This is a genomic window from Cedecea sp. Ae19-4 (assembly GCF_059801165.1).
Genome location: NZ_JBCHWG010000002.1, coordinates 301,239 through 324,889, shown reverse-complemented (window position 1 = coordinate 324,889; position 23,651 = coordinate 301,239). Strand labels below are relative to the sequence as shown.

Annotated in this window: 17 protein-coding genes, 1 tRNA gene and 3 rRNA genes; 9 read left to right on the top strand and 12 right to left on the bottom strand. The window is 51.9% G+C overall.

The genetic code is table 11. The features are described from left to right. Nucleotides 1-25: 25 nt before the first annotated feature. On the bottom strand, nt 26-1,849 hold the full coding sequence (typA, locus tag AAIE02_RS14285; RefSeq protein WP_336983459.1) for a ribosome-dependent GTPase TypA: 1,824 nt from the start codon (nt 1,847-1,849) through the stop codon (nt 26-28). A 376-nt stretch (nt 1,850-2,225) separates the two neighbouring features. On the opposite strand from typA, the gene glnA reads away from it, so the two are divergent. The 4 genes from glnA to AAIE02_RS14265 all read left to right on the top strand — a co-directional run bounded on the left by glnA (nt 2,226) and on the right by AAIE02_RS14265 (nt 6,481). Continuing rightward, on the top strand, nt 2,226-3,635 hold the full coding sequence (gene glnA / locus AAIE02_RS14280) for a glutamate--ammonia ligase (protein ID WP_008457394.1): 1,410 nt from the start codon (nt 2,226-2,228) through the stop codon (nt 3,633-3,635). A gap of 137 nt (nt 3,636-3,772) precedes the next feature. Then, nucleotides 3,773-4,822 (top strand): nitrogen regulation protein NR(II), encoded by a 1,050-nt coding sequence (gene glnL / locus AAIE02_RS14275; RefSeq protein ID WP_008457392.1) that lies wholly within the window; start codon nt 3,773-3,775, stop codon nt 4,820-4,822. Between the two features lie 8 nt (nt 4,823-4,830). Further along, nucleotides 4,831-6,246, top strand: a complete 1,416-nt coding sequence (gene glnG, locus AAIE02_RS14270) for a nitrogen regulation protein NR(I) (RefSeq protein ID WP_008457391.1) — start codon at nt 4,831-4,833, stop codon at nt 6,244-6,246. Between the two features lie 112 nt (nt 6,247-6,358). After that, a complete protein-coding gene (locus tag AAIE02_RS14265) occupies nt 6,359-6,481 on the top strand; it encodes a YshB family small membrane protein (protein WP_008457389.1) in 123 nt (40 codons plus the stop codon). A gap of 28 nt (nt 6,482-6,509) precedes the next feature. On the opposite strand, the gene hemN is transcribed toward AAIE02_RS14265, so the two are convergent. After that, complete coding sequence (hemN, locus tag AAIE02_RS14260; protein ID WP_498532804.1) at nt 6,510-7,883, bottom strand: oxygen-independent coproporphyrinogen III oxidase; 1,374 nt, start codon at nt 7,881-7,883, stop codon at nt 6,510-6,512. A gap of 190 nt (nt 7,884-8,073) precedes the next feature. Next, a complete protein-coding gene (gene yihI, locus AAIE02_RS14255) occupies nt 8,074-8,589 on the bottom strand; it encodes a Der GTPase-activating protein YihI (protein WP_008457385.1) in 516 nt (171 codons plus the stop codon). A 449-nt stretch (nt 8,590-9,038) separates the two neighbouring features. On the opposite strand from yihI, the gene yihA reads away from it, so the two are divergent. Further along, a complete protein-coding gene (gene yihA, locus AAIE02_RS14250; protein WP_008457383.1) occupies nt 9,039-9,674 on the top strand; it encodes a ribosome biogenesis GTP-binding protein YihA/YsxC in 636 nt (211 codons plus the stop codon). A gap of 120 nt (nt 9,675-9,794) precedes the next feature. On the opposite strand, the gene spfP is transcribed toward yihA, so the two are convergent. Together spfP and polA are read right to left on the bottom strand one after the other, a co-directional pair. Beyond that, nucleotides 9,795-9,842 carry a small protein SpfP gene (gene spfP, locus AAIE02_RS14245; protein WP_071892919.1) on the bottom strand — a complete coding sequence of 16 codons (48 nt, stop codon included), beginning with the start codon at nt 9,840-9,842 and terminating at the stop codon, nt 9,795-9,797. A 165-nt stretch (nt 9,843-10,007) separates the two neighbouring features. Continuing rightward, a complete protein-coding gene (polA, locus tag AAIE02_RS14240) occupies nt 10,008-12,794 on the bottom strand; it encodes a DNA polymerase I (RefSeq protein ID WP_498532803.1) in 2,787 nt (928 codons plus the stop codon). A 446-nt stretch (nt 12,795-13,240) separates the two neighbouring features. Between polA and yihG the strand changes: the two genes are divergently transcribed. Further along, nucleotides 13,241-14,149, top strand: a complete 909-nt coding sequence (gene yihG / locus AAIE02_RS14235) for a 1-acylglycerol-3-phosphate O-acyltransferase, YihG family (protein WP_166879432.1) — start codon at nt 13,241-13,243, stop codon at nt 14,147-14,149. A gap of 15 nt (nt 14,150-14,164) precedes the next feature. On the opposite strand, the gene dsbA is transcribed toward yihG, so the two are convergent. The 3 genes from dsbA to AAIE02_RS14220 form a co-directional block, all read right to left on the bottom strand. Beyond that, nucleotides 14,165-14,788: a thiol:disulfide interchange protein DsbA gene (gene dsbA / locus AAIE02_RS14230; RefSeq protein ID WP_166995823.1), complete on the bottom strand. Its 624-nt coding sequence runs from the start codon at nt 14,786-14,788 to the stop codon at nt 14,165-14,167. A 27-nt stretch (nt 14,789-14,815) separates the two neighbouring features. Beyond that, entirely contained in the window at nt 14,816-15,802 is a 987-nt protein-coding gene (locus tag AAIE02_RS14225; RefSeq protein WP_336983455.1) for a serine/threonine protein kinase, read from the bottom strand. A gap of 84 nt (nt 15,803-15,886) precedes the next feature. Next, a complete protein-coding gene (locus AAIE02_RS14220; RefSeq protein WP_008457378.1) occupies nt 15,887-16,156 on the bottom strand; it encodes a YihD family protein in 270 nt (89 codons plus the stop codon). A 73-nt stretch (nt 16,157-16,229) separates the two neighbouring features. Here AAIE02_RS14220 and mobA point away from each other — a divergent pair, with 73 nt between their 5' ends. Beyond that, nucleotides 16,230-16,814 carry a molybdenum cofactor guanylyltransferase MobA gene (gene mobA, locus AAIE02_RS14215; RefSeq protein ID WP_336983454.1) on the top strand — a complete coding sequence of 195 codons (585 nt, stop codon included), beginning with the start codon at nt 16,230-16,232 and terminating at the stop codon, nt 16,812-16,814. Further along, on the top strand, nt 16,796-17,320 hold the full coding sequence (gene mobB, locus AAIE02_RS14210) for a molybdopterin-guanine dinucleotide biosynthesis protein MobB (protein ID WP_336709084.1): 525 nt from the start codon (nt 16,796-16,798) through the stop codon (nt 17,318-17,320). Before mobA ends, mobB begins: the two co-directional genes overlap by 19 nt. Before the next feature lie 89 nt (nt 17,321-17,409). On the opposite strand, the gene rrf is transcribed toward mobB, so the two are convergent. From rrf to AAIE02_RS14190, 4 genes are all read right to left on the bottom strand, one after another. After that, nucleotides 17,410-17,525 (bottom strand): 5S ribosomal RNA (rrf, locus tag AAIE02_RS14205). Nucleotides 17,526-17,623: 98 nt separating this feature from the next. Beyond that, nucleotides 17,624-20,530, bottom strand: a 23S ribosomal RNA gene (locus AAIE02_RS14200). 221 nt (nt 20,531-20,751) lie between these two features. Beyond that, nucleotides 20,752-20,827: transfer RNA gene (locus tag AAIE02_RS14195), tRNA-Glu, on the bottom strand. 85 nt (nt 20,828-20,912) lie between these two features. Continuing rightward, nucleotides 20,913-22,452 (bottom strand): 16S ribosomal RNA (locus AAIE02_RS14190). The 16S, 23S and 5S rRNA genes sit together here with 1 tRNA gene alongside, the layout of an rRNA operon. A 473-nt stretch (nt 22,453-22,925) precedes the next feature. Here AAIE02_RS14190 and AAIE02_RS14185 point away from each other — a divergent pair. Continuing rightward, nucleotides 22,926-23,624 (top strand): FadR/GntR family transcriptional regulator, encoded by a 699-nt coding sequence (locus AAIE02_RS14185; RefSeq protein WP_008457780.1) that lies wholly within the window; start codon nt 22,926-22,928, stop codon nt 23,622-23,624. Nucleotides 23,625-23,651 lie beyond the last annotated feature (27 nt).

Sequence of the window (23,651 nt, the reverse complement as noted above, 5' to 3'; positions counted from 1 at the left end):
CTTCAGCAGACTGCAGAAAAGAAACTTAAGCTTCTTTGCTACCACGACCCGCACGTTTACGGTCGTTTTCAGTCAGGTGGCGCTTACGGATACGCACGGACAGCGGAGTCACTTCTACCAGTTCGTCATCATCGATGAACTCCAGAGCTTGCTCCAGGGTCATTTTCTGCGCAGGAACCAGGGTGGTCGCTTCGTCAGTACCGGAAGCACGCATGTTGGTCAGCTTCTTACCGGTCAGGCAGTTTACGGTCAGGTCGTTAGAACGACTGTGAATACCGATGATCTGGCCTTCGTAAACTTCAGCCCCGTGGCCCAGGAACAACTTGCCGCGATCCTGCAGACCGAACAGCGCAAACGCAACCGCTTTACCCTGACCGTTAGAGATCAGTACGCCGTTCTGGCGCTGGCCCACTTCGCCCTGACGGATATCGTCATAGTGGCTGAAGGTGGAGTACAGCAGACCGGTACCGGAGGTCATGGTCATGAATTCGTTACGGAAGCCGATCAGACCACGGCTTGGGATAACGTAGTCAAGACGCACGCGGCCTTTGCCGTCTGGATTCATGTTTTTCAGGTCGCCTTTACGCTCACCGAGCGCCTGCATCACGGCACCCTGATGCTGCTCTTCAACGTCCAGAGTCACGTTCTCGAACGGCTCTTGTTTACGGCCGTCGATTTCGCGGAAGATAACTTTCGGACGGGATACCGCCAGCTCGAAACCTTCACGACGCATGTTTTCGATAAGAACAGACAGGTGCAGTTCACCACGACCGGAAACGCGGAATGCGTCCGCATCTTCGGTTTCTTCAACGCGCAGCGCAACGTTGTGAACCAGCTCTTTGTTCAGACGATCCAGAATCTGACGAGAGGTCACGAACTTACCTTCTTTACCGCAGAACGGAGAGGTGTTGACGTTGAAGAACATGGAAACGGTTGGTTCATCTACGGACAGCGCTGGCAGCGCTTCAACATTTTGCGGATCGCAAATGGTGTCGGAGATGTTCAGTTCGCCCAGGCCGGTGATAGCGATGATGTCGCCAGCTTCAGCTTCGGTAGACTCGATACGCTCCAGACCCAGGTGAGTCAGTACTTTACCGACTTTACCGTTACGGGTTTTCCCTTCGCTATCAATGATAGTGATCTGCTGGTTTGGCTTCACTTTACCGCGTTTGATGCGGCCGATGCCGATTACGCCAACGTAGTTGTTGTAGTCCAGCTGGGAAATTTGCATCTGCAGTGGACCATCGAGGTCAACGCTTGGTGCCGGTACGCGATCGACAATGGCCTGGTACAGTGGCGTCATATCCGCCGCCATATCATTGTGATCCATACCCGCGATGCCGTTCAGTGCGGATGCATAGATGATTGGGAAGTCGAGCTGTTCGTCGGTCGCATCAAGGTTAACGAACAGGTCGAAGACCTGATCCACAACCCAGTCAGGACGCGCGCCAGGGCGGTCAACTTTGTTGATAACCACGATCGGCTTCAAACCATGGGCAAACGCCTTCTTGGTTACGAAGCGCGTCTGCGGCATTGGGCCATCCATTGCGTCAACCACCAGCAGAACGGAGTCAACCATTGACATTACGCGCTCAACTTCACCACCGAAGTCGGCGTGTCCTGGGGTATCAACGATGTTGATACGGTAGTCATTCCATTTGATAGCGGTGTTTTTAGCGAGGATGGTAATCCCACGCTCTTTCTCCAGGTCATTGGAGTCCATCACGCGTTCAGTAGTTTCAGCACGCTCACTGAAGGTACCAGACTGCTGCAGCAGCTTATCAACCAGGGTAGTTTTACCGTGGTCAACGTGCGCGATGATGGCGATATTACGCAGATTTTCGATCACAACTTTGCCTCAGGCATTAGAAATAGCGCGTTATTGTACACGTATTAATCGAAGGACAGAACAGGATCACAAAGAACCTTTACAAACAATGCAGAAAGTAAGGGTTTGTGATCGCTTTCACGGAGCTAAAAAGGGAGCCATAACGTAAATTGCACCAATATGGTGCTCAGGTTTCATACTGAAGCACTATATTGGTGCAAATTATTCATCCTGGTGCAGCCCTTTTGCACTATGGTGCGCATGATAGCGCCTTTTTAGGGTGATTTAAAAGTTGGCACAGATTTCGCTTTAAACATTTTATGGCGAAAAGCCACATTAAGAAGTGTTTGATTACCTCGTTACCACGACGACTACACCAATCCGGGAGAGTTTAAGTATGTCCGCTGAACACGTTTTGACGATGCTGAATGAGCATGAAGTTAAGTTTGTTGATCTGCGCTTTACCGACACTAAAGGTAAAGAACAGCACGTCACTATTCCTGCTCATCAGGTAAATGCTGACTTCTTCGAAGAAGGCAAAATGTTTGACGGCTCCTCGATTGGTGGCTGGAAAGGTATCAACGAATCCGACATGGTGCTGATGCCAGACCCAACGACGGCGGTAATCGACCCGTTCTTCGCGGACTCTACCCTGATTATCCGCTGTGACATTCTCGAGCCAGGCACTATGCAGGGCTACGACCGTGACCCGCGTTCTATTGCAAAACGCGCTGAAGACTACCTGCGCTCTACCGGCATCGCAGACACCGTTCTGTTCGGGCCAGAGCCAGAATTCTTCCTGTTCGACGACATTCGTTTCGGCAGCTCTATCTCCGGCTCCCACGTAGCTATCGATGATATCGAAGGCGCATGGAACACCGGCACCAAATACGAAGGCGGTAACAAAGGCCACCGTCCAGCGGTGAAAGGCGGTTACTTCCCAGTGCCACCGGTCGACTCTTCTCAGGACCTGCGTTCTGCTATGTGTCTGACCATGGAGCAGATGGGCCTGGTTGTTGAAGCTCATCACCACGAAGTGGCGACCGCTGGTCAGAACGAAGTGGCAACCCGCTTCAACACCATGACCAAAAAAGCTGATGAAATTCAGATCTACAAATACGTTGTACACAACGTGGCTCACGCTTACGGCAAAACCGCGACCTTTATGCCAAAACCAATGTTTGGCGATAACGGTTCCGGCATGCACTGCCACATGTCCCTGTCCAAGAACGGCGTAAACCTGTTCTCCGGTGACAAATATGCTGGCCTGTCTGAGCAAGCGCTGTACTACATCGGGGGTGTTATCAAACACGCTAAAGCGATCAACGCCCTGGCGAACCCAACCACCAACTCCTACAAGCGTCTGGTCCCAGGCTACGAAGCTCCAGTTATGCTGGCTTACTCTGCCCGTAACCGTTCTGCTTCTATCCGTATCCCGGTGGTTGCGTCTCCGAAAGCACGTCGTATCGAAGTGCGCTTCCCGGACCCAGCGGCTAACCCATACCTGTGCTTCGCAGCGCTGCTGATGGCCGGTCTGGACGGTATTAAGAACAAGATCCACCCAGGCGAAGCCATGGATAAAAACCTGTATGACCTGCCGCCAGAAGAAGCGAAAGAGATCCCACAGGTTGCTGGCTCTCTGGAAGAAGCACTGAATGCACTGAGCGAAGACCGTGAGTTCCTGACTGCGGGCGGCGTATTCACCGACGACGCTATCGATGCTTACATCGCTCTGCGCACTGAAGAAAACGACCGCGTGCGCATGACTCCGCATCCGGTAGAGTTCGAGCTGTACTACAGCGTCTAATTGAAGTTGTTTTTTGTTGCCGTGGAAACTTTGGCCCATCTTCGGATGGGCTTTTTTCTCCATCGGATCCTCCTGTGACGCTGTTTTTTGTCACTCAAAGACTATAATGCACTAAAACGGTGCACGGAGACTGCTGTATGGCAACTGGCGCGCTGCCCGATGCTGGGCAGATTCTGAATTCTCTCATCAACAGCATCCTGCTCGTGGATGACGAGCTGGCGGTTCACTACGCCAACCCTGCGGCTCAGCAGCTGCTGGCGCAGAGTTCACGCAAGCTGTACGGCACACCTTTGCCGGATCTATTGAGTTATTTCTCGTTGAATATTGGCGTCATGCAGGAAAGCCTGATGGCAGGCCAGGGGTTTACCGACAACGAAGTGACGCTGGTCATTGATGGCCGATCGCACATTCTTTCTCTGACGGCGCAAAAGCTGCCGGAAGGGTACATCCTGATGGAAATGGCGCCGATGGATAATCAGCGTCGATTGAGTCAGGAACAGCTGCAACACGCGCAGCAGATTGCTGCCCGAGATTTAGTTCGTGGCCTTGCACATGAGATTAAAAATCCGTTAGGCGGCTTACGTGGCGCGGCGCAACTGCTGAGTAAAGCGCTCCCCGACCCGTCGCTGACGGAGTACACCAAAGTCATTATTGAGCAGGCGGACCGCCTACGTAATCTGGTGGATCGTCTGCTAGGGCCTCAGCAGCCGGGCATGCACGTCACCGAAAGCATTCATAAAGTTGCCGAACGCGTGGTGAAACTCGTGTCGATGGAGCTGCCGGATAACGTCACTCTTGTGCGGGATTACGATCCGAGTTTGCCGGAGTTTGCGCACGACCCTGACCAAATTGAGCAAGTTTTACTGAATATCGTACGCAATGCGCTGCAGGCGCTGGGTAGCGAAGGGGGCGAGATTATCTTGCGTACCCGTACCGCTTTCCAGCTGACGCTGCACGGTTCTCGCTACCGCCTCGCGGCACGCATAGATATTGAAGATAACGGCCCGGGTATCCCGGCACATTTGCAGGACACGTTGTTCTACCCGATGGTCAGTGGGCGAGAAGGCGGCACCGGGCTGGGTCTTTCCATCGCGCGTAGCCTCATCGACCAGCATTCGGGGAAAATCGAATTCAACAGTTGGCCTGGTCATACCGAATTTTCGGTTTACCTGCCTATTCGGAAGTAGAGGTCATTATGCAACGAGGGATAGTTTGGGTCGTTGACGACGATAGCTCCATCCGCTGGGTCCTTGAGCGCGCGTTAACCGGAGCCGGATTAAGCTGCACCACCTTTGAGAGTGGCAATGAGGTGCTGGACGCGCTGGCGACCAAAACCCCGGACGTGTTGCTGTCGGACATTCGTATGCCCGGCATGGACGGTCTTGCCCTGTTAAAGCAGATTAAGCAGCGCCACCCGATGCTGCCGGTCATTATCATGACCGCGCATTCGGATTTAGACGCAGCCGTTAGCGCCTATCAGCAAGGGGCTTTCGATTATCTGCCAAAACCGTTTGATATCGACGAGGCGGTAGCGCTGGTTGAACGCGCGATCAGCCACTATCAGGAACAGCAGCAGCCGCGAAATGCGCCGGATAACGGGCCAACGACCGACATCATCGGCGAAGCCCCGGCGATGCAGGACGTGTTTCGTATTATTGGCCGTCTGTCGCGCTCCTCCATCAGCGTACTGATTAACGGCGAATCCGGGACCGGTAAAGAGCTTGTGGCGCACGCGCTGCACCGCCACAGCCCGCGGGTTAAATCGCCGTTTATCGCGCTCAATATGGCGGCTATTCCCAAAGATTTAATCGAGTCAGAGCTGTTCGGGCATGAAAAAGGGGCTTTCACCGGCGCCAACCAGATTCGCCAGGGGCGCTTCGAACAGGCTGACGGCGGCACGCTGTTTCTCGACGAAATAGGTGATATGCCGCTGGACGTTCAGACTCGTTTGCTGCGCGTGCTGGCCGACGGACAGTTTTACCGCGTGGGCGGCTACGCGGCGGTAAAAGTGGATGTCCGCATCATTGCGGCAACCCACCAGAACCTTGAGCAGCGGGTACAGGAAGGCAAGTTTCGTGAGGACTTGTTCCACCGTCTGAACGTCATCCGCGTGCACCTGCCTCCGCTTCGCGAGCGTCGGGAAGATATTCCGCGTCTGGCACGCCATTTCCTGCAAGTGGCCGCGCGCGAACTGGGCGTGGAAGCAAAGCTGCTGCATCCGGAAACGGAAAACGCCTTAACGCGTCTCGCCTGGCCCGGCAACGTCCGCCAATTGGAAAACACCTGTCGCTGGTTGACGGTCATGGCAGCGGGTCAGGAAGTGCTTATTCAGGATCTCCCGAGCGAGCTGTTTGAAACGACAGTGACCGAAAGCGGCGGGGTCACGCAGACCAACCCGGACAGCTGGGCCATGCTGTTGGCACAGTGGGCGGAACGAGCGTTGCGCTCCGGCCATCAGGATCTGCTTTCTGAGGCGCAGCCGGAAATGGAACGCACGCTGCTAACCACTGCGCTGAGACATACTCAGGGGCATAAACAAGAAGCGGCTCGCCTGCTGGGATGGGGCCGAAACACGCTGACTCGTAAGCTAAAAGAGCTGGGTATGGAGTAACGTTCGGCCATTTTGTAAAGAAGCAAATCAGCCCGCAAATTGCTGCTATTTTGTACTTTACTGCCGCGCCGGGTTAAGTATGATCGGGCGCGTTCAGGCAGGAGAGTCAGTTATGTTGGAATCCGTAATTCATATGGTCACGCGCGGCGCCGAAGCTGGTGCAGCCGCTGGCCATTCGCCACAGACGGCAGTAGCCGCGGTGATGTGCGCGTTACTGGTGAGCTTCTTTAGCTAAAAGAGAAGGCGGGGAAACCCCGCCTTTTTTATATCACTCTGGAAAACTGCTGCAGGCGCGCCTTTTGCCTCAGGTAGGCATCAAAGCACATGCAAATGTTGCGAATCAGCAGGCGTCCCTTGCCGGTCACCTGAATCCCCTGCTCACTGACCTTCACCAGCCCATCTTTCGCCAGCGGCGCCAGCAGGCCTAAGTCCTCGGCAAAGTAATCCGCAAACGTCAGCGACCATACCTGCTCAATGTCGGCGAAGTTAAGCTGGAAGTTGCAGATCAGCGCCTTGATAACATCGCGGCGAATGCAATCGTCCCGCGTGAGCGCCAGGCCACGCCACAGCGCATTGCCCTGCTCATCCACCTGCTGATAATAGCGCTTTAGCTCTTTCTGGTTCTGCGCGTAACAGTCGCCAATCATGCTAATTGCCGACACGCCAAGCCCCAGCAGATCGGTATCCCCTTGAGTGGTATACCCCTGGAAATTACGGTGTAGTTTGCCTTCCCGCTGGGCAATCGCCAGTTCATCGTCCGGGCGGGCAAAGTGATCCATCCCAATAAACTGGTAACCAGACCCCGTCAGCGAGCCGATGGTTTCCTGCAGGATATCCAGCTTCTGCTGCGCGCTCGGTAAATCAGCGTCTTTAATCTTGCGCTGGGCGGCGAATAGCGTCGGCAGGTGCGCATAGTTGAAAACGCTAAGGCGATGCGGGCTTAGCTCGGCTACGCGCTTGAGCGTGAAGGCAAAGCTTTCCGGCGTTTGCTTTGGCAGGCCGTAAATCAGGTCAATGTTGGTGGAAGTAAACCCCAACGCCCGCGCACGCTCGATCAGCGCGAAGATAAACGCTTCGTCCTGCTCGCGGTTGACGAGGCGCTGCACTTCTTTATTGAAGTCCTGAACGCCCATACTAAGGCGGGTAAAGCCTTCCTGCCGAAGATGGTCGAGCACATCCAGTTCAATTTCACGCGGGTCAACTTCAATAGACAGTTCCGCGTCATCATTAAAATGGAAATTGCCACGCAGCAGCGCCATCAGGCGGCTTATTTGCGCTTTGCTCAGATAAGTTGGCGTCCCGCCGCCCCAGTGCAGCTGGCTAACCTGCCGGCCCGCAAACAGCGGCGCGCGGTGGATGATTTCCTGCTCCAGAGCATCGAGATACTGGTCGGCCTTGTGCTGCTGGCGGGTCACAATTTTATTGCAGCCACAGAAATAGCAAAGCTTGTGGCAGAACGGGATATGCACATAAAGCGACAGCGGCCGCTCCGGGTAACGGGCAACCGCCTGCAAAAATGCCGGTTCGCCAAAGGCTTCAGAAAATTCCAGTGCGGTTGGATAAGAGGTGTAACGCGGCCCTGAATAATTATATTTCTGGATCAGAGCCAGATCCCAGTCGATTAACTGCTCAGACATACTCACTCCTTGCGGTGTTGTCGCCGGCGCCGACGAGGCGAAGCTGGCCCGCTCATTCCACGAGCCATAACCCTTCGCCGCAGCGAATTCTGCAGCCGCGACAGCCGCCGTAGTTTAACGAATAACCACAGCAGATAACACACCAGCGGAATAACCATAATAAGAACAGGTAATCCCATAGGAGTAAACGTCAGTTACCGCCCTTCAGCAGACGCATCAAATCATCCGCTTTTTCTTCTTCTTCCTCTTCATCGTCTTCCCAGGCGATGCCGAGCTGTTCCATTAGTGCATCGATGCGGTCGAGCTTCGCATCCACCCAGGACTGCTCTTCCTTGCTAAGGGTTTCGCCTGCTTCCAGACGCTCCAGCAGCCCATCCAGGCGCTCATCGTTTTCCAGCATATCCAGCTCAGCCTGTGGTGTTAGCATAGGTTTCTCGCTCTTCGGTTTGTGCTGTTTAGCGACCGGTGCTGCATCGGTTACGCCCAGTTGAATAGGTTTTTTACTGCCAATGCGAGGGTCTTTCGCCTGACCCGATGATTTGCCGCCTTTCGCCTGATTGCCACCATTCGCGCGGCTCCCCGCTGCGTGGCCGCTGTGTTTTTTCTGGCGCTTACGCTCACGCGCTTCCTGGTCAAGCTCTTCGCGTGATTTACGGCGTGCTTTTGCCGGTTTTTTACCTTGTGGTGCCGAGTTTGGTTGCTTCATGATAAGTCGTCTTAAGCCATTTTATTCAGTATAGAATTGCGGCGGAATCTAGCAGAAAGCAAGCAAAGAAAAAAGGCGACAGGTTAACCCGTCGCCTTTTTCTTATTCTGGCCCCCGTAAAGGAGCAAATATTCCATGTTAGCTTGAGACAACCCTGTCCTTCCTTCGCCGACACACTCACTTTACCGCTACGCTTGTTATTAACAAGGTGGCCGCCCACATTCACGGCTTCCCCCACAATGAACTAATCAGTTAATTATTTGAAAATAAACCACTCTTGAATAAATCGTTGCCAATATTCACCGGGATATCTGCCATTTACCATAGCAAATGACTTACAAAATCAATCCACTTCGCTGTAAGCCTTCTGCTTCTGGCGAGAAACACGGCGTTTTCCGCTCGTTCAGGTATAATCCCCGGCAAATGCTTACCTGACGGAGACAACCGTTTTGAAAAACTGGAACTATCAACTGACTAAGTTCGTGCTCAGCGCACCGGACATTCGCCATCTGCCTTCTGATACCGGTATTGAGGTTGCTTTCGCAGGCCGCTCTAACGCGGGGAAATCCAGCTCGCTGAACACGCTGACCAATCAGAAAAGCCTGGCGCGTACCAGTAAAACCCCTGGCCGTACGCAGCTCATCAACCTGTTTGAAGTTGCCGAAGGCAAACGCCTGGTAGATTTACCTGGCTACGGCTATGCCGAAGTCCCGGAAGAGGTGAAACACAAATGGCAACGCGCGCTGGGGGAATACCTGCAAAAGCGTAACAGTCTGAAAGGCCTGGTCGTGCTGATGGATATCCGTCATCCACTGAAAGATCTCGATCAGCAGATGATTGAGTGGGCAGTAGCCAGCAATATCGAAGTCATGCTGCTGCTGACCAAAGCCGATAAGCTCGCATCGGGCGCGCGTAAAGCACAGCTGAATATGGTGCGTGAAGCGATTCTGGCGTTTGGTGGAAATATCGAGGTCGAGGCGTTCTCTTCCCTGAAGAAAACCGGCGTTGATAAACTGCGCCTGAAGCTGGATAGCTGGTACAACGATCTTCCGCCGGCGGTGGAAGAGGAAGCGGCTGAAGAGTAATTCGTCCCTTCAAGGATCGTCTGCTCACTCTCAGTTCACAACGCGGCCCTGGCCGCGTTTTTCTTTTCTTTCGCGCAATAAAAAACGCCCCAGTCATTTCTGACTGGGGCGGCTAAATATTCAGCCAAATCCGATTACGTGAAGTAAAAGGTCTGAAAGATAGAACATCTTACCTCTGTACCCTACGCGAATAACTTTACTCCTTTTTAATCGCTCAAAAAAGCATTTTTTGTAGTTTTTTTTCACTTTTTGCATCACATTCTTGAATCATCATCACAAAAAGCTATGACTTATGTTGCTTAGTTACAAAAACATGACCTGAGCAATTGTCGATTAATGCGCCTCATCCCAGTTTTTGCCACTGCCGACTTCCACCAGCAACGGCACGTCGAGCTTCATGCTGCTTTCCATCAACTCATGCACCTTTTTAGACACCGCTTCCACGTCGTCTTTGTGCACTTCGAACACCAGTTCATCGTGCACCTGCATGATCATTTTCACACGTGGCTTGTCTGTCTCCAGCCAGCCGTCGACTGCAATCATCGCGCGCTTGATAATATCGGCGGCAGTACCCTGCATAGGGGCGTTAATCGCAGCACGTTCCGCACCGGCGCGGCGAGCACCGTTGCTGGAGTTGATGTCCGGCAGATAGAGACGGCGGCCATCCAGCGTCTCAACATAACCCTGATCTTTCGCCTGAGCACGCGTACGCTCCATATACTCCAGCACACCCGGATAACGCTCGAAGTAGAGATCCATATACTTCTGGGACTCTTTCCGCGGAATATTGAGCTGGCGGGAAAGGCCAAAGGCGCTCATGCCATAGATCAGACCAAAGTTAATTGCCTTCGCACTGCGACGCTGTTCGCCGGTGACGCTTTCTAGCGGCAGACCAAACACTTCCGCAGCGGTGGCGCGGTGGATATCTTTGCCTTCGGCAAAGGCGCTTAACAGGCCTTTATCGCGGGAGAGGTGGGCCATGATACGCAGTTCAATTTGCGAGTAGTCCGCAGAAAGAATCACGTAGTCCTCAGGCGCAATAAAGGCCTGACGAATACGGCGCCCTTCCTCGTTGCGAACAGGAATGTTCTGCAGGTTAGGATCGGTAGAAGATAAACGCCCGGTGGCCGTAACTGCCTGGTGATAAGACGTATGCACGCGCCCGGTTATCGGGCTAATCATCAGCGGTAGCTTGTCGGTATAGGTGGATTTCAGCTTCGCAAGGCCACGGTATTCCAGGATCACTTTCGGCAGAGGATAGTCCAGCGCCAGCTCTTCAAGCACCTCTTCGGACGTAGAAGGCGCTCCGCCCGGCGTTTTCTTCAGCGGCTTAATTCCCTGCTTTTCAAAGAGAATGGTTTGCAGCTGCTTTGTAGAAGAGAGATTAAATTCTTCTCCGGCGATTTCATGAGCTTTGCGTTCAAGCTCGGCCAGGCGCTTAGTCAGCTCACCAGAATGCGCGTGCAAAATAGCCGGATCGATTTTCACGCCGTTGCGTTCAATGCGCGAAATTACCGGCACCAGCGGCATTTCAACGTTTTTAAAGATGCTTAATGGGCCTGCAACCTTCTCGAGTTTCGGCCACATCTTCAGGTGCAGCTGCAGGGTGACATCCGCATCTTCTGCCGCATAGCGCCCGGCAGTTTCCAAATCGATCTGGTTAAAGGTCAGCTGTTTTTTGCCTTTGCCGGCAATCTCTTCAAACGAGATGGTTTGGTGCTTCAGCCAGCGATCGGCCAGGCTGTCCATATCATGGCGGCCTGCGACGCTGTCCAGCGTGTAGGATTCCAGCATGGTGTCAAAAGCGATACCCCGCAGTTCAATGCCATAGTTCTGCATGATGCCACGGTCGTATTTCAGGTTTTGCCCGACTTTCAGCGCCTTCTCATCTTCCAGCAGCGGCTTAAGTAGTTCCAGCGCACGTTCGCGAGAAATTTGCTCCGGCGCATCGAGATAGTCATGCGCAACGGGGATATAGCAGGCCACACCCGGTTCTGTCGCAAAGGAAAGCCCGACCAGATTGGCACTGACGTTGTCCAGGCTGTCGGTCTCGGTATCAAACGCAAACAGCGGCGCTTTTTTCAGCCGCTCAATCCATTCAAGCAGTACGCGCTCGTCCAGGATAGTGACGTAGTTGTCATAAGAGAGCTGGCTGGCTGGCACTTCAGGTTCGGCTTCAACCTCACCGGCTTTCTGCGGTTGTGCGGCCGGCTTAGCCCCTTTGGCCTGCATCCATTTCCCGGCCTCTACGTCGGTTATCCAGCGTTTGAATTCATACTGCTTGAAGAGTGTCAGCAGTTCGTCTGCCGCCGGCTGCTGGACTTCAAGCTGCTCGCAGCCCAGTTCCAGCTCAACGTCGGTCTTAATGGTGGCGAGCTTATAGGAGAGGTAGGCCAGCTCTTTGCTTTGCTCCAGCTTAGCGGCCATCGTTTTCGCGCCACGGAAGGTGAGTTCGGCAATTTTTTCAGGATTGGCGTAAAGCGTATCCAGCCCACCCAGCCCCTGAAGCAGCGCCTGCGCTGTTTTCTCGCCCACGCCCGGTACGCCAGGAATATTGTCCGAAGAGTCCCCCATCAGCGCCAGGAAGTCGATAATCAGCTCCGGAGGTACGCCGTATTTGGTCAGTACCTCTTCCGGCCCAAGGATGGTATTGGTCATAGTGTTAATCAGCGTCACGCCCGGCGTCACAAGCTGCGCCATGTCTTTATCACCGGTACTGATCAATACCGGGCGGCCGGCTTTTTCAGCCTCCAGCGCCAGCGTACCGATAACATCATCAGCTTCAACACCTGAGACGGCCAGTAAAGGCAGGCCCATCGCTTTAACCATCGCATGCAGCGGCTCAATCTGCGCTCTGAGATCGTCCGGCATTGGGGGACGGTGCGATTTATAGTCCTCAAACAGCTCATCACGGAACGTTTTGCCTTTGGCATCAAACACTACGGCAGCGTGCGTCGGCTGGTATTGCAAAATCAGGCTACGCAGCATGTTCAGCACACCGTACATCGCCCCTGTTGGCTCGCCACGGCTGTTCGTCAACGGTGGGAAGGCATGATATGCCCGATAAAGATAGGAAGAGCCATCAACGAGGATAAGCGGGTTGTCTGCGATCTGGACCATAATGTTCCGTTCCATGCCTGTGATTAATGTATTGCTAAAGGATGCCATAGCCTGGCCAAAAACATGAACTATTGGGCGCAATATGCTGAAAAGAATTCCAGGATTGGGGGATCCTGCGTGAGATCGTTTTTGTGGATAACTTTGTGTATATTTTTTTAACTAACTAATTTCACGGCATTATTTTTATTGATCCTTTATTAAATACATTTTAATTTCAGTAAGTTAAATGAATGTGAGTTTAGCCTTACTGAATTAACCAACGATCGTTTGATGTGGATATATACTCAGGCGAGTAAGAAAAACGGGCCACTGTTCTCCCCATAAATGCGATCGGTGAAAATCCTGTTCATTTGGCGAGTCGCCATTATCGGTTTTCTGGTAAGATCCGCCCCTTATTGCCGCTAATATCAGCATTCCATACACCCTAACCAGCAAAAACATTACCTATGTCGAGATTACTCGCCGCGATCACATTGGTGTTAAGCATTGCACTGACTATTCTGGTCACGGTTGCCTGCTCTGTTCCTATCATTTTAGCCGGGATCGTTAAGCTGATGCTGCCCGTTCCGTCTATCTGGCGCTCGATCTCGGTATTCGCTGATTTCATGATGTACTGCTGGTGCGAAGGGCTCGCATTGCTGCTGCGCCTCAATCCTTATTTGAAATGGGATGTCGAGGGATTAGAAGGCCTGAATAAAAAGAACTGGTATCTGTTAATCAGCAACCATCAGAGCTGGGCAGATATCGTGATCCTTTGCGTGTTATTCCGCAAACATATCCCCATGAACAAGTATTTTCTTAAGCAGCAGCTTGCCTGGGTTCCTTTTATGGGGCTGGCCTGCTGGGCGCTGGATATGCCGTTTATGAAACGTTATTCAAGAGCTTATTTGCTGCGTCATCCTGAACGCAGGGGTAAAGATGTCGAAACGACCCGTCGTTCATGCATGAAGTTTCGTGCTCACCCTACCACTATTGTGAATTTCGTTGAGGGCTCGCGCTTCACTGCTGAGAAAAAGAAGCAGACCCGTTCACCGTTTAACTACCTGTTACCGCCGAAAGCGGCAGGTATAGCGATGGCGATGAATGTGCTGGGCAAACAGTTTGATAAGATGCTGAACGTTACGCTGTGTTACCCGGACAATAGTCTTCTGCCGTTCTACGATATGCTTTCAGGCAAAATGACAAAAATCGTTGTGCGGGTTTCTTTGGTGCCGATTACCGAAGAGCTTCACGGAGATTATGTTAACGATAAAAGCTTTAAGCGCCGTTTTCAGCTCTGGCTGAATATGCTGTGGAGCGAGAAAGATAAGCAGCTGGAAACGCTACTCTCTGGGGATAAAAAAGCCGGTCAATGACCGGCTTTTTTAATCTTATTTCTTCTCAACCAGGTATTTCACGGTGTCAGCATACTGCTGCACGAAGATATCCATGCTGCTGGTGTCCATGCCCTGCATATTCAGCTGATATTTGCCGTTAACATACATAGCCGGGACGCCCTGCAGTTGGAGATCGGCTGCCGCTTTTTCTTGCTGAGCAACCAGAGATTTCACCACAAAGCTGTTCCAGGCCGCATCGTACTCTTCCGGTTTCACACCCGCGTCGATGAACACTTTGCGGATGTCGGCATCATTCTGCACGGTTTGAGTTTTCTGAACGGCTTCAAACATTGGGGAGGTTATTTTATCTTCTACGCCCAGCGCCATAGCAACAGCCCAGGCCTGAGTCAGATCTTTACCTAATGGGCCAAGGAACTCAACGTGATACTTGGTCATTTTGGTGCCTTCAGGCAGTTTTTTCTTCACGTTATCAGACACATGAAGAACCTGTTCAAACTGGTAGCAGTGTGGGCAGTAGAATGAGAAAAATTCTAATACCTGTGGTTCACCAGCCACCGGTTTATCCAGGGTGATGTACTGCTTACCGTCGGTAAACTGTGCCGCAGAGGCGCTAAATGCCAGGATCATGCCTGCCAGCGCCAGCCAAATCTTCTTCATAATCAACTCTCTCCTGAATTTTACTGATTAATACATTGGCGTTAATTGTAATGGAGGTTCTCGTAGAACCCGGACCTGCTCTGTAAAGCTTACAGTCTGTCTTCTCCAGAAATCTTCTTCACTAAACCACGGGAAATTTCGGGGGAATGCGGGGTCATCCCAGCGTCGCATTAGCCACGCGAGATAATAGACGATGCGCATAGCGCGCAACGGTTCAATCAGGGTTAGCTCGCTGGTATCAAATGACGAAAACTCTTCGTAAGCTTCAATAATGGTTTCTAACTGCATCCGCTGTTCGGCTTTATCTCCATTAAGCAGCATCCAGATATCCTGCACCGCTGGGCCATTACGAGCATCATCAAGGTCAACAAACAGCGGTCCGTCGCGCCAGAGGATATTGCCAGGATGGCAATCGCCGTGCAGGCGCAGTGGTTCAAAATCAGTGTGCCAGGTGCGTTTAACTTCCTCTATCAACGCATCCGTTGCAGTCAGAAAATCTTTCTTAAGAGCGCGGGGAATGAGCTCGCTATTTTCAAATAGCTCGCGCGGCTGGAAGAGATATTCATCCAGACCAAAGGTTGGACGATGCTGAAAGAGCTGCCGACGACCCGTTTGATGAATGCGGCCAAGATAGCGGCCCACCCATTCCATCTGGTCGATGTTATCAGTTTCATATTGCCGCCCTCCCAGGCTTGGGAACACGGCAAACATAAAGCCCTGATGCTGCAGAAGAGTGTTTCCAGCAAAACAAAGAGGTGCAGCCATAGGCACTTCATCGGCTAGCAGTTCCAGCGCAAAGTGATGTTCTTCTTCAATTTGCGCCGCGGACCAGCGATGTGGGCGATAAAACTTGACCACAAAACGCTGGCGTTCTTCATCCTGGAATTGATAAACGCGGTTTTCAAAACTGTTTAACGGTGTCAGTCCCGAATCCACCCGAATGCCTTGTTCAAAAAGAGCATCGAGGATTGTATCCGGATGTAGGGTCTGGAAATTAAATGCGTTGTCTGTCATCCCGGCAACCGGAAGTAAATACGAATGCTTCAGGATAACATTTCAAAACCGCTTAAGTGTTTCGACTTACAAGCTTTTACTCTTTTATTCCTTAATGACACCGCGAGCGCGCAGCAGTGCCGTTTTGAAGTCTTCTTCATAATCTTTTTTAAGGCCAGGGATCGCATCATCTTTTGCAGAATCACGCATTTTCAGGTGATAGATCAGTACATCGTCAGTGAGCTCAGCCAGTTCACCGCGATAGCCTGACTCAGCGGCCAATTTCTGCAAGAATTGTATCAGGTTCAGATCTGGCTCTTTTTGCCATGCAGGCTGAAGCAGCTCAAGAAGTTCGTTAAGGCGCTTACATTTCATGTTGGTGTCCCTTATCACATGTGAAAGACAACACGTTAGCAGGCTCAAACCCACATTAAAAGAGGCGATATTCGTGCAGCGATTAACAGAAGTCACCGGCGTTGTGCTAGCCGGTGGCAGGGGAAGCAGAATGGGCGGCAATGATAAGGGATTAGCCCTGCTTAACGGCCAGCCACTTTTCCAGCACGTCCTCAATGTATTAAAACCACAGGTAGGCGATGTTGTCATCAGTGCCAACAGAAACCTTGAGATCTATCAGCAAAGCGGGATTTCGGTTATTCAGGACTCAATGAGTGGTTACCAGGGACCATTGGCCGGTATGTTAGCCGTGATGGAACAAACTGAAAGTGAGTGGCTGCTATTCTGCCCTTGCGATACCCCCAATATTCCTGCCGATGTTGCACTCAGGCTTTGGCAAGCGCGTGGGAGCGCGTTGGCAATATGGGCAAATGATGGGCTACGGGATCACCCCGGCGTAGCTTTGCTTCATCATTCGCTTTGTTTGCCATTGAGAGAATATCTGCTCGCTGGCGAAAGGCGAGTGATGCATTTCTTACTGAGCGCAGGAGGACATTCAGTCTCTTTTGATGGCCAGGCTGCTTGTTTTACCAATATAAATACTCTCGATGAGCTTTCACAATGGCAGAAAAAAGGATAACGCCGCCTTTACTGGCTATTTCAGCCTGGAGCGGAACAGGAAAAACCACATTACTGAAGCAGCTAATCCCACTGCTATTGGATAAAGGCATCAGGCCCGGACTCATTAAGCACACGCATCATGATATGGATGTGGACAAACCCGGGAAGGATAGCTATGAACTCCGTAAAGCTGGCGCCGCGCAGACCATTGTTGCCAGCCAGAAGCGCTGGGCACTAATGACTGAAACCCCCGAAGAGCCTAATCTGGATTTACATTATCTCGCCTCAAGAATGGATAACCGCAAACTGGATTTAATTCTGGTCGAAGGTTTCAAACACGAAGCCGTGGCTAAGATCCTTTTATTCAGGCAGGAAACTGGCCATAAAGCTGAAGCATTAGAGATCGATCGGCATGTCATTGCTATAGCCAGCGATGTGCCGCTCACCGCTTCTGTCCCTGTATTGGATCTTAATAATGCAGAGGAGATCGCTGATTTTATCTATGAATGGGTAGAACTGCAGTAATACGGAGAAAATATGCGGCTTATGGTCTGTTTTAATCTTTAAAAAGCAAAAAACCCCGGCCTTTCGGTCGGGGTTAATGCTGATTTGATGCCTGGCAGTTCCCTACTCTCGCATGGGGAGACCCCACACTACCATCGGCGCTACGGCGTTTCACTTCTGAGTTCGGCATGGGGTCAGGTGGGACCACCGCGCTACGGCCGCCAGGCAAATTCTGTTATTGACCGTTATATCTCTATATAACCATCAATCTAATCCTGAACTAAGCTGAAAATCTTTCGTCTCTGAAAACACCTTCGGTGTTGTAAGGTTAAGCCTCACGGATCATTAGTACTGGTTAGCTCAACGTATCGCTACGCTTACACACCCAGCCTATCAACGTCGTCGTCTTCAACGTTCCTTCAGGACCCTTAAAGGGTCAGGGAGAACTCATCTCGGGGCAAGTTTCGCGCTTAGATGCTTTCAGCGCTTATCTTTTCCGCATTTAGCTACCGGGCAATGCCATTGGCATGACAACCCGAACACCAGTGATGCGTCCACTCCGGTCCTCTCGTACTAGGAGCAGCCCCCCTCAATTCTCCAGCGCCCACGGCAGATAGGGACCGAACTGTCTCACGACGTTCTAAACCCAGCTCGCGTACCACTTTAAATGGCGAACAGCCATACCCTTGGGACCTACTTCAGCCCCAGGATGTGATGAGCCGACATCGAGGTGCCAAACACCGCCGTCGATATGAACTCTTGGGCGGTATCAGCCTGTTATCCCCGGAGTACCTTTTATCCGTTGAGCGATGGCCCTTCCATTCAGAACCACCGGATCACTAAGACCTGCTTTCGCACCTGCTCGAGCCGTCACTCTCGCAGTCAAGCTAGCTTATGCCTTTGCACTAACCTCACGATGTCCGACCGTGATTAGCTAACCTTCGTGCTCCTCCGTTACGCTTTAGGAGGAGACCGCCCCAGTCAAACTACCCACCAGACACTGTCCGCAACCCGGATCACGGGTCTACGTTAGAACATCAAACATTAAAGGGTGGTATTTCAAGGTTGGCTCCACGCAGACTGGCGTCCACGCTTCAAAGCCTCCCACCTATCCTACACATCAAGGCTCAATGTTCAGTGTCAAGCTATAGTAAAGGTTCACGGGGTCTTTCCGTCTTGCCGCGGGTACACTGCATCTTCACAGCGATTTCAATTTCACTGAGTCTCGGGTGGAGACAGCCTGGCCATCATTACGCCATTCGTGCAGGTCGGAACTTACCCGACAAGGAATTTCGCTACCTTAGGACCGTTATAGTTACGGCCGCCGTTTACCGGGGCTTCGATCAAGAGCTTCTCCTTGCGGATAACCCCATCAATTAACCTTCCGGCACCGGGCAGGCGTCACACCGTATACGTCCACTTTCGTGTTTGCACAGTGCTGTGTTTTTAATAAACAGTTGCAGCCAGCTGGTATCTTCGACTGCCTTCAGCTCCACCCGCGAGGGGTTTCACTTACCGACAGCGTGCCTTCTCCCGAAGTTACGGCACCATTTTGCCTAGTTCCTTCACCCGAGTTCTCTCAAGCGCCTTGGTATTCTCTACCTGACCACCTGTGTCGGTTTGGGGTACGATTCAATGTTACCTGATGCTTAGAGGCTTTTCCTGGAAGCAGGGCATTTGTTACTTCAGCACCGTAGTGCCTCGTCATCACACCTCAGCGTTAATAAGCGTCCGGATTTACCTAAACGCTCCGCCTACATGCTTAAACCGGGACAACCGTCGCCCGGCTAACATAGCCTTCTCCGTCCCCCCTTCGCAGTAACACCGAGTACAGGAATATTAACCTGTTTCCCATCGACTACGCCTTTCGGCCTCGCCTTAGGGGTCGACTCACCCTGCCCCGATTAACGTTGGACAGGAACCCTTGGTCTTCCGGCGAGCGGGCTTTTCACCCGCTTTATCGTTACTTATGTCAGCATTCGCACTTCTGATACCTCCAGCAAACCTCACAGTTCACCTTCGACGGCTTACAGAACGCTCCCCTACCCAACAACACATAGTGTCGCTGCCGCAGCTTCGGTGCATGGTTTAGCCCCGTTACATCTTCCGCGCAGGCCGACTCGACCAGTGAGCTATTACGCTTTCTTTAAATGATGGCTGCTTCTAAGCCAACATCCTGGCTGTCTGTGCCTTCCCACATCGTTTCCCACTTAACCATGACTTTGGGACCTTAGCTGGCGGTCTGGGTTGTTTCCCTCTTCACGACGGACGTTAGCACCCGCCGTGTGTCTCCCGTGATAACATTCTTCGGTATTCGTAGTTTGCATCGGGTTGGTAAGCCGGGATGGCCCCCTAGCCGAAACAGTGCTCTACCCCCGAAGATGAGTTCACGAGGCGCTACCTAAATAGCTTTCGGGGAGAACCAGCTATCTCCCGGTTTGATTGGCCTTTCACCCCCAGCCACAAGTCATCCGCTAATTTTTCAACATTAGTCGGTTCGGTCCTCCAGTTAGTGTTACCCAACCTTCAACCTGCCCATGGCTAGATCACCGGGTTTCGGGTCTATACCCTGCAACTTAACGCCCAGTTAAGACTCGGTTTCCCTGCGGCTCCCCTATACGGTTAACCTTGCTACAGAATATAAGTCGCTGACCCATTATACAAAAGGTACGCAGTCACCCCATAAATGAGGCTCCCACTGCTTGTACGTACACGGTTTCAGGTTCTTTTTCACTCCCCTCGCCGGGGTTCTTTTCGCCTTTCCCTCACGGTACTGGTTCACTATCGGTCAGTCAGGAGTATTTAGCCTTGGAGGATGGTCCCCCCATATTCAGACAGGATACCACGTGTCCCGCCCTACTCTTCGAACTCACAGTATGTGCATTTTAGTGTACGGGAGTATCACCCTGTACCCTGCGACTTTCCAGACGCTTCCACTAACACACAAACTGATTCAGGTTCTGGGCTGCTCCCCGTTCGCTCGCCGCTACTGGGGGAATCTCGGTTGATTTCTTTTCCTCGGGGTACTTAGATGTTTCAGTTCCCCCGGTTCGCTTCATTACGCTATGTATTCACGCAATGATAGTGTGACGAATCACACTGGGTTTCCCCATTCGGAAATCGCCGGCTATAACGGTTCATATCACCTTACCGACGCTTATCGCAGATTAGCACGTCCTTCATCGCCTCTGACTGCCAGGGCATCCACCGTGTACGCTTAGTCGCTTAACCTCACAACCCGAAGGTGTCTCGTAAGACACAATCGATATTGTGAAAATTTGAGAGACTCGAACATGTCTTAACCTCATTCTTTATTACGGAAGAATAAGACGACATGTCGTTTCAATTTTCAGCTTGTTCCGGATTGTTAAAGAGCAAATATCTCAAACATGACTCTTTCAAGTCAGCTTTGAGATAGTTCGGCACGCAACTTTCACTTACATACCAGCAAGTGGCGTCCCCTAGGGGATTCGAACCCCTGTTACCGCCGTGAAAGGGCGGTGTCCTGGGCCTCTAGACGAAGGGGACACTGAAGTCTCAATCGCAAGACGCCTTGCTTCTCTACATCTATCAGACAATCTGTGTGAGCACTACGCGGGTTGTATCTTTTAGGTAAGGAGGTGATCCAACCGCAGGTTCCCCTACGGTTACCTTGTTACGACTTCACCCCAGTCATGAATCACAAAGTGGTAAGCGCCCTCCCGAAGGTTAAGCTACCTACTTCTTTTGCAACCCACTCCCATGGTGTGACGGGCGGTGTGTACAAGGCCCGGGAACGTATTCACCGTAGCATTCTGATCTACGATTACTAGCGATTCCGACTTCATGGAGTCGAGTTGCAGACTCCAATCCGGACTACGACGCACTTTATGAGGTCCGCTTGCTCTCGCGAGGTCGCTTCTCTTTGTATGCGCCATTGTAGCACGTGTGTAGCCCTACTCGTAAGGGCCATGATGACTTGACGTCATCCCCACCTTCCTCCAGTTTATCACTGGCAGTCTCCTTTGAGTTCCCGGCCGAACCGCTGGCAACAAAGGATAAGGGTTGCGCTCGTTGCGGGACTTAACCCAACATTTCACAACACGAGCTGACGACAGCCATGCAGCACCTGTCTCAGAGTTCCCGAAGGCACCAATCCATCTCTGGAAAGTTCTCTGGATGTCAAGAGTAGGTAAGGTTCTTCGCGTTGCATCGAATTAAACCACATGCTCCACCGCTTGTGCGGGCCCCCGTCAATTCATTTGAGTTTTAACCTTGCGGCCGTACTCCCCAGGCGGTCGACTTAACGCGTTAGCTCCGGAAGCCACGCCTCAAGGGCACAACCTCCAAGTCGACATCGTTTACGGCGTGGACTACCAGGGTATCTAATCCTGTTTGCTCCCCACGCTTTCGCACCTGAGCGTCAGTCTTTGTCCAGGGGGCCGCCTTCGCCACCGGTATTCCTCCAGATCTCTACGCATTTCACCGCTACACCTGGAATTCTACCCCCCTCTACAAGACTCAAGCTTGCCAGTTTCGAATGCAGTTCCCAGGTTGAGCCCGGGGATTTCACATCCGACTTAACAAACCGCCTGCGTGCGCTTTACGCCCAGTAATTCCGATTAACGCTTGCACCCTCCGTATTACCGCGGCTGCTGGCACGGAGTTAGCCGGTGCTTCTTCTGCGAGTAACGTCAATCACCAAGGTTATTAACCTTAATGCCTTCCTCCTCGCTGAAAGTACTTTACAACCCGAAGGCCTTCTTCATACACGCGGCATGGCTGCATCAGGCTTGCGCCCATTGTGCAATATTCCCCACTGCTGCCTCCCGTAGGAGTCTGGACCGTGTCTCAGTTCCAGTGTGGCTGGTCATCCTCTCAGACCAGCTAGGGATCGTCGCCTAGGTGAGCCATTACCCCACCTACTAGCTAATCCCATCTGGGTTCATCTGATGGCAAGAGGCCCGAAGGTCCCCCTCTTTGGTCTTGCGACGTTATGCGGTATTAGCTACCGTTTCCAGTAGTTATCCCCCTCCATCAGGCAGATCCCCAGACATTACTCACCCGTCCGCCGCTCGTCACCCAGGAGCAAGCTCCCCGTGCTACCGCTCGACTTGCATGTGTTAGGCCTGCCGCCAGCGTTCAATCTGAGCCATGATCAAACTCTTCAATTTAAAAGTGTTTGATGCTCAAAGAATTAAAACTGTTTATAAAATCAGTAGTCACTCTTCAAGACTTGATATTTGTTTGCATCCGAAGATGCTGAGATATCAATCCTGCGAGTGCCCACACAGATTGTCTGATAAATTGTTAAAGAGCAGTGAGTCAGTCGCTTTCGCTTGCTAACTCGAGGTGGCGTATAATACGCTTTCCTCTTTCAGAGTCAAGCGTTTATTTTCGCTTTCGTCTGACTGACTACCGGGTTGTGAAGCCGCTTTCGAAGCCGCTTCGCCGTGTCAGTGGAGGCGCATTATAGGGAGTTCTCAGAGCCTGACAACCCCTAATTTGAAAAAACTTTCTGACCGCATTCTTTTTCACCAATGGCGCGCAGAAAGCCAGCAAATCAGGGATATTTGCTGCATAAATCACCGCAAAATCACCGCCGGTGGCATACTAGGGTAAGAAATACAGCTAAAGGAATTGCGTCATGTCTTTATCCACTCAACAACTCGCCGCCCAAAAAAACCTTTCTTATGTGCTGGCAGAGAAAATTGCCCAGCGAATTCTCAAGGGTGAATATGCGGCAGGCAGCATTCTTCCGGGCGAGATGGAACTGGGTGATCTCTTTGGCGTCAGCCGGACTGCCGTTCGTGAAGCCGTCAAGACGCTAGCCGCTAAAGGCATGCTGTTGCCTCGCCCAAGGATTGGCACTCGCGTCATGCCCCGCAGCCACTGGAACTTCCTTGATAAAGAACTGATAGCCTGGTGGATGACCAAAGATAACTTCAGCCATGTAGTAGAAGAGTTTTTGATTATGCGTAATAGCCTGGAGCCACAGGCCTGCGCATTAGCCGCTATTAATAGTAATGAGCAGCAGCGAACCAGGCTTACTCAACTGATGGCGCAAATGACAGAACTGCAGACGGCCTTTGACCGTCAGCGGTGGATTGAAGTGGATATGGCCTACCACGAACTCATCTATGAAATGAGTGGTAACCCTTTCATGACATCTTTCGCGAACTTATTCAGATCGATTTATTACAATTACTTCACCGCGATTACCGATAACGAAGTCATTAAGCTCGATTTGCATCAGGCGATTGTGGATGCCATTGCTAAGGGAGAGGGACAGGCCGCTTTTAACGCCTGCCTGGCGCTATTAAAGGAACCCGTCACTCATCGGTAGTCTAAAGCGCACATAACCTTCAGGATA

Excerpts from the sequence above, each read along its gene's own strand:
- glnA (WP_008457394.1), top strand. The coding sequence starts at position 2,226 with ATGTCCGCTGAACACGTTTTGACGATGCTGAATGAGCATGAAGTTAAG.
- glnL (WP_008457392.1), top strand. The coding sequence starts at position 3,773 with ATGGCAACTGGCGCGCTGCCCGATGCTGGGCAGATTCTGAATTCTCTC.
- glnG (WP_008457391.1), top strand. The coding sequence starts at position 4,831 with ATGCAACGAGGGATAGTTTGGGTCGTTGACGACGATAGCTCCATCCGC.
- AAIE02_RS14265 (WP_008457389.1), top strand. The coding sequence starts at position 6,359 with ATGTTGGAATCCGTAATTCATATGGTCACGCGCGGCGCCGAAGCTGGT.
- hemN (WP_498532804.1), bottom strand. The coding sequence starts at position 7,883 with ATGTCTGAGCAGTTAATCGACTGGGATCTGGCTCTGATCCAGAAATAT.
- yihI (WP_008457385.1), bottom strand. The coding sequence starts at position 8,589 with ATGAAGCAACCAAACTCGGCACCACAAGGTAAAAAACCGGCAAAAGCA.
- polA (WP_498532803.1), bottom strand. The coding sequence starts at position 12,794 with ATGGTCCAGATCGCAGACAACCCGCTTATCCTCGTTGATGGCTCTTCC.
- yihG (WP_166879432.1), top strand. The coding sequence starts at position 13,241 with ATGTCGAGATTACTCGCCGCGATCACATTGGTGTTAAGCATTGCACTG.
- dsbA (WP_166995823.1), bottom strand. The coding sequence starts at position 14,788 with ATGAAGAAGATTTGGCTGGCGCTGGCAGGCATGATCCTGGCATTTAGC.
- AAIE02_RS14225 (WP_336983455.1), bottom strand. The coding sequence starts at position 15,802 with ATGACAGACAACGCATTTAATTTCCAGACCCTACATCCGGATACAATC.
- AAIE02_RS14220 (WP_008457378.1), bottom strand. The coding sequence starts at position 16,156 with ATGAAATGTAAGCGCCTTAACGAACTTCTTGAGCTGCTTCAGCCTGCA.
- mobB (WP_336709084.1), top strand. The coding sequence starts at position 16,796 with ATGGCAGAAAAAAGGATAACGCCGCCTTTACTGGCTATTTCAGCCTGG.
- AAIE02_RS14185 (WP_008457780.1), top strand. The coding sequence starts at position 22,926 with ATGTCTTTATCCACTCAACAACTCGCCGCCCAAAAAAACCTTTCTTAT.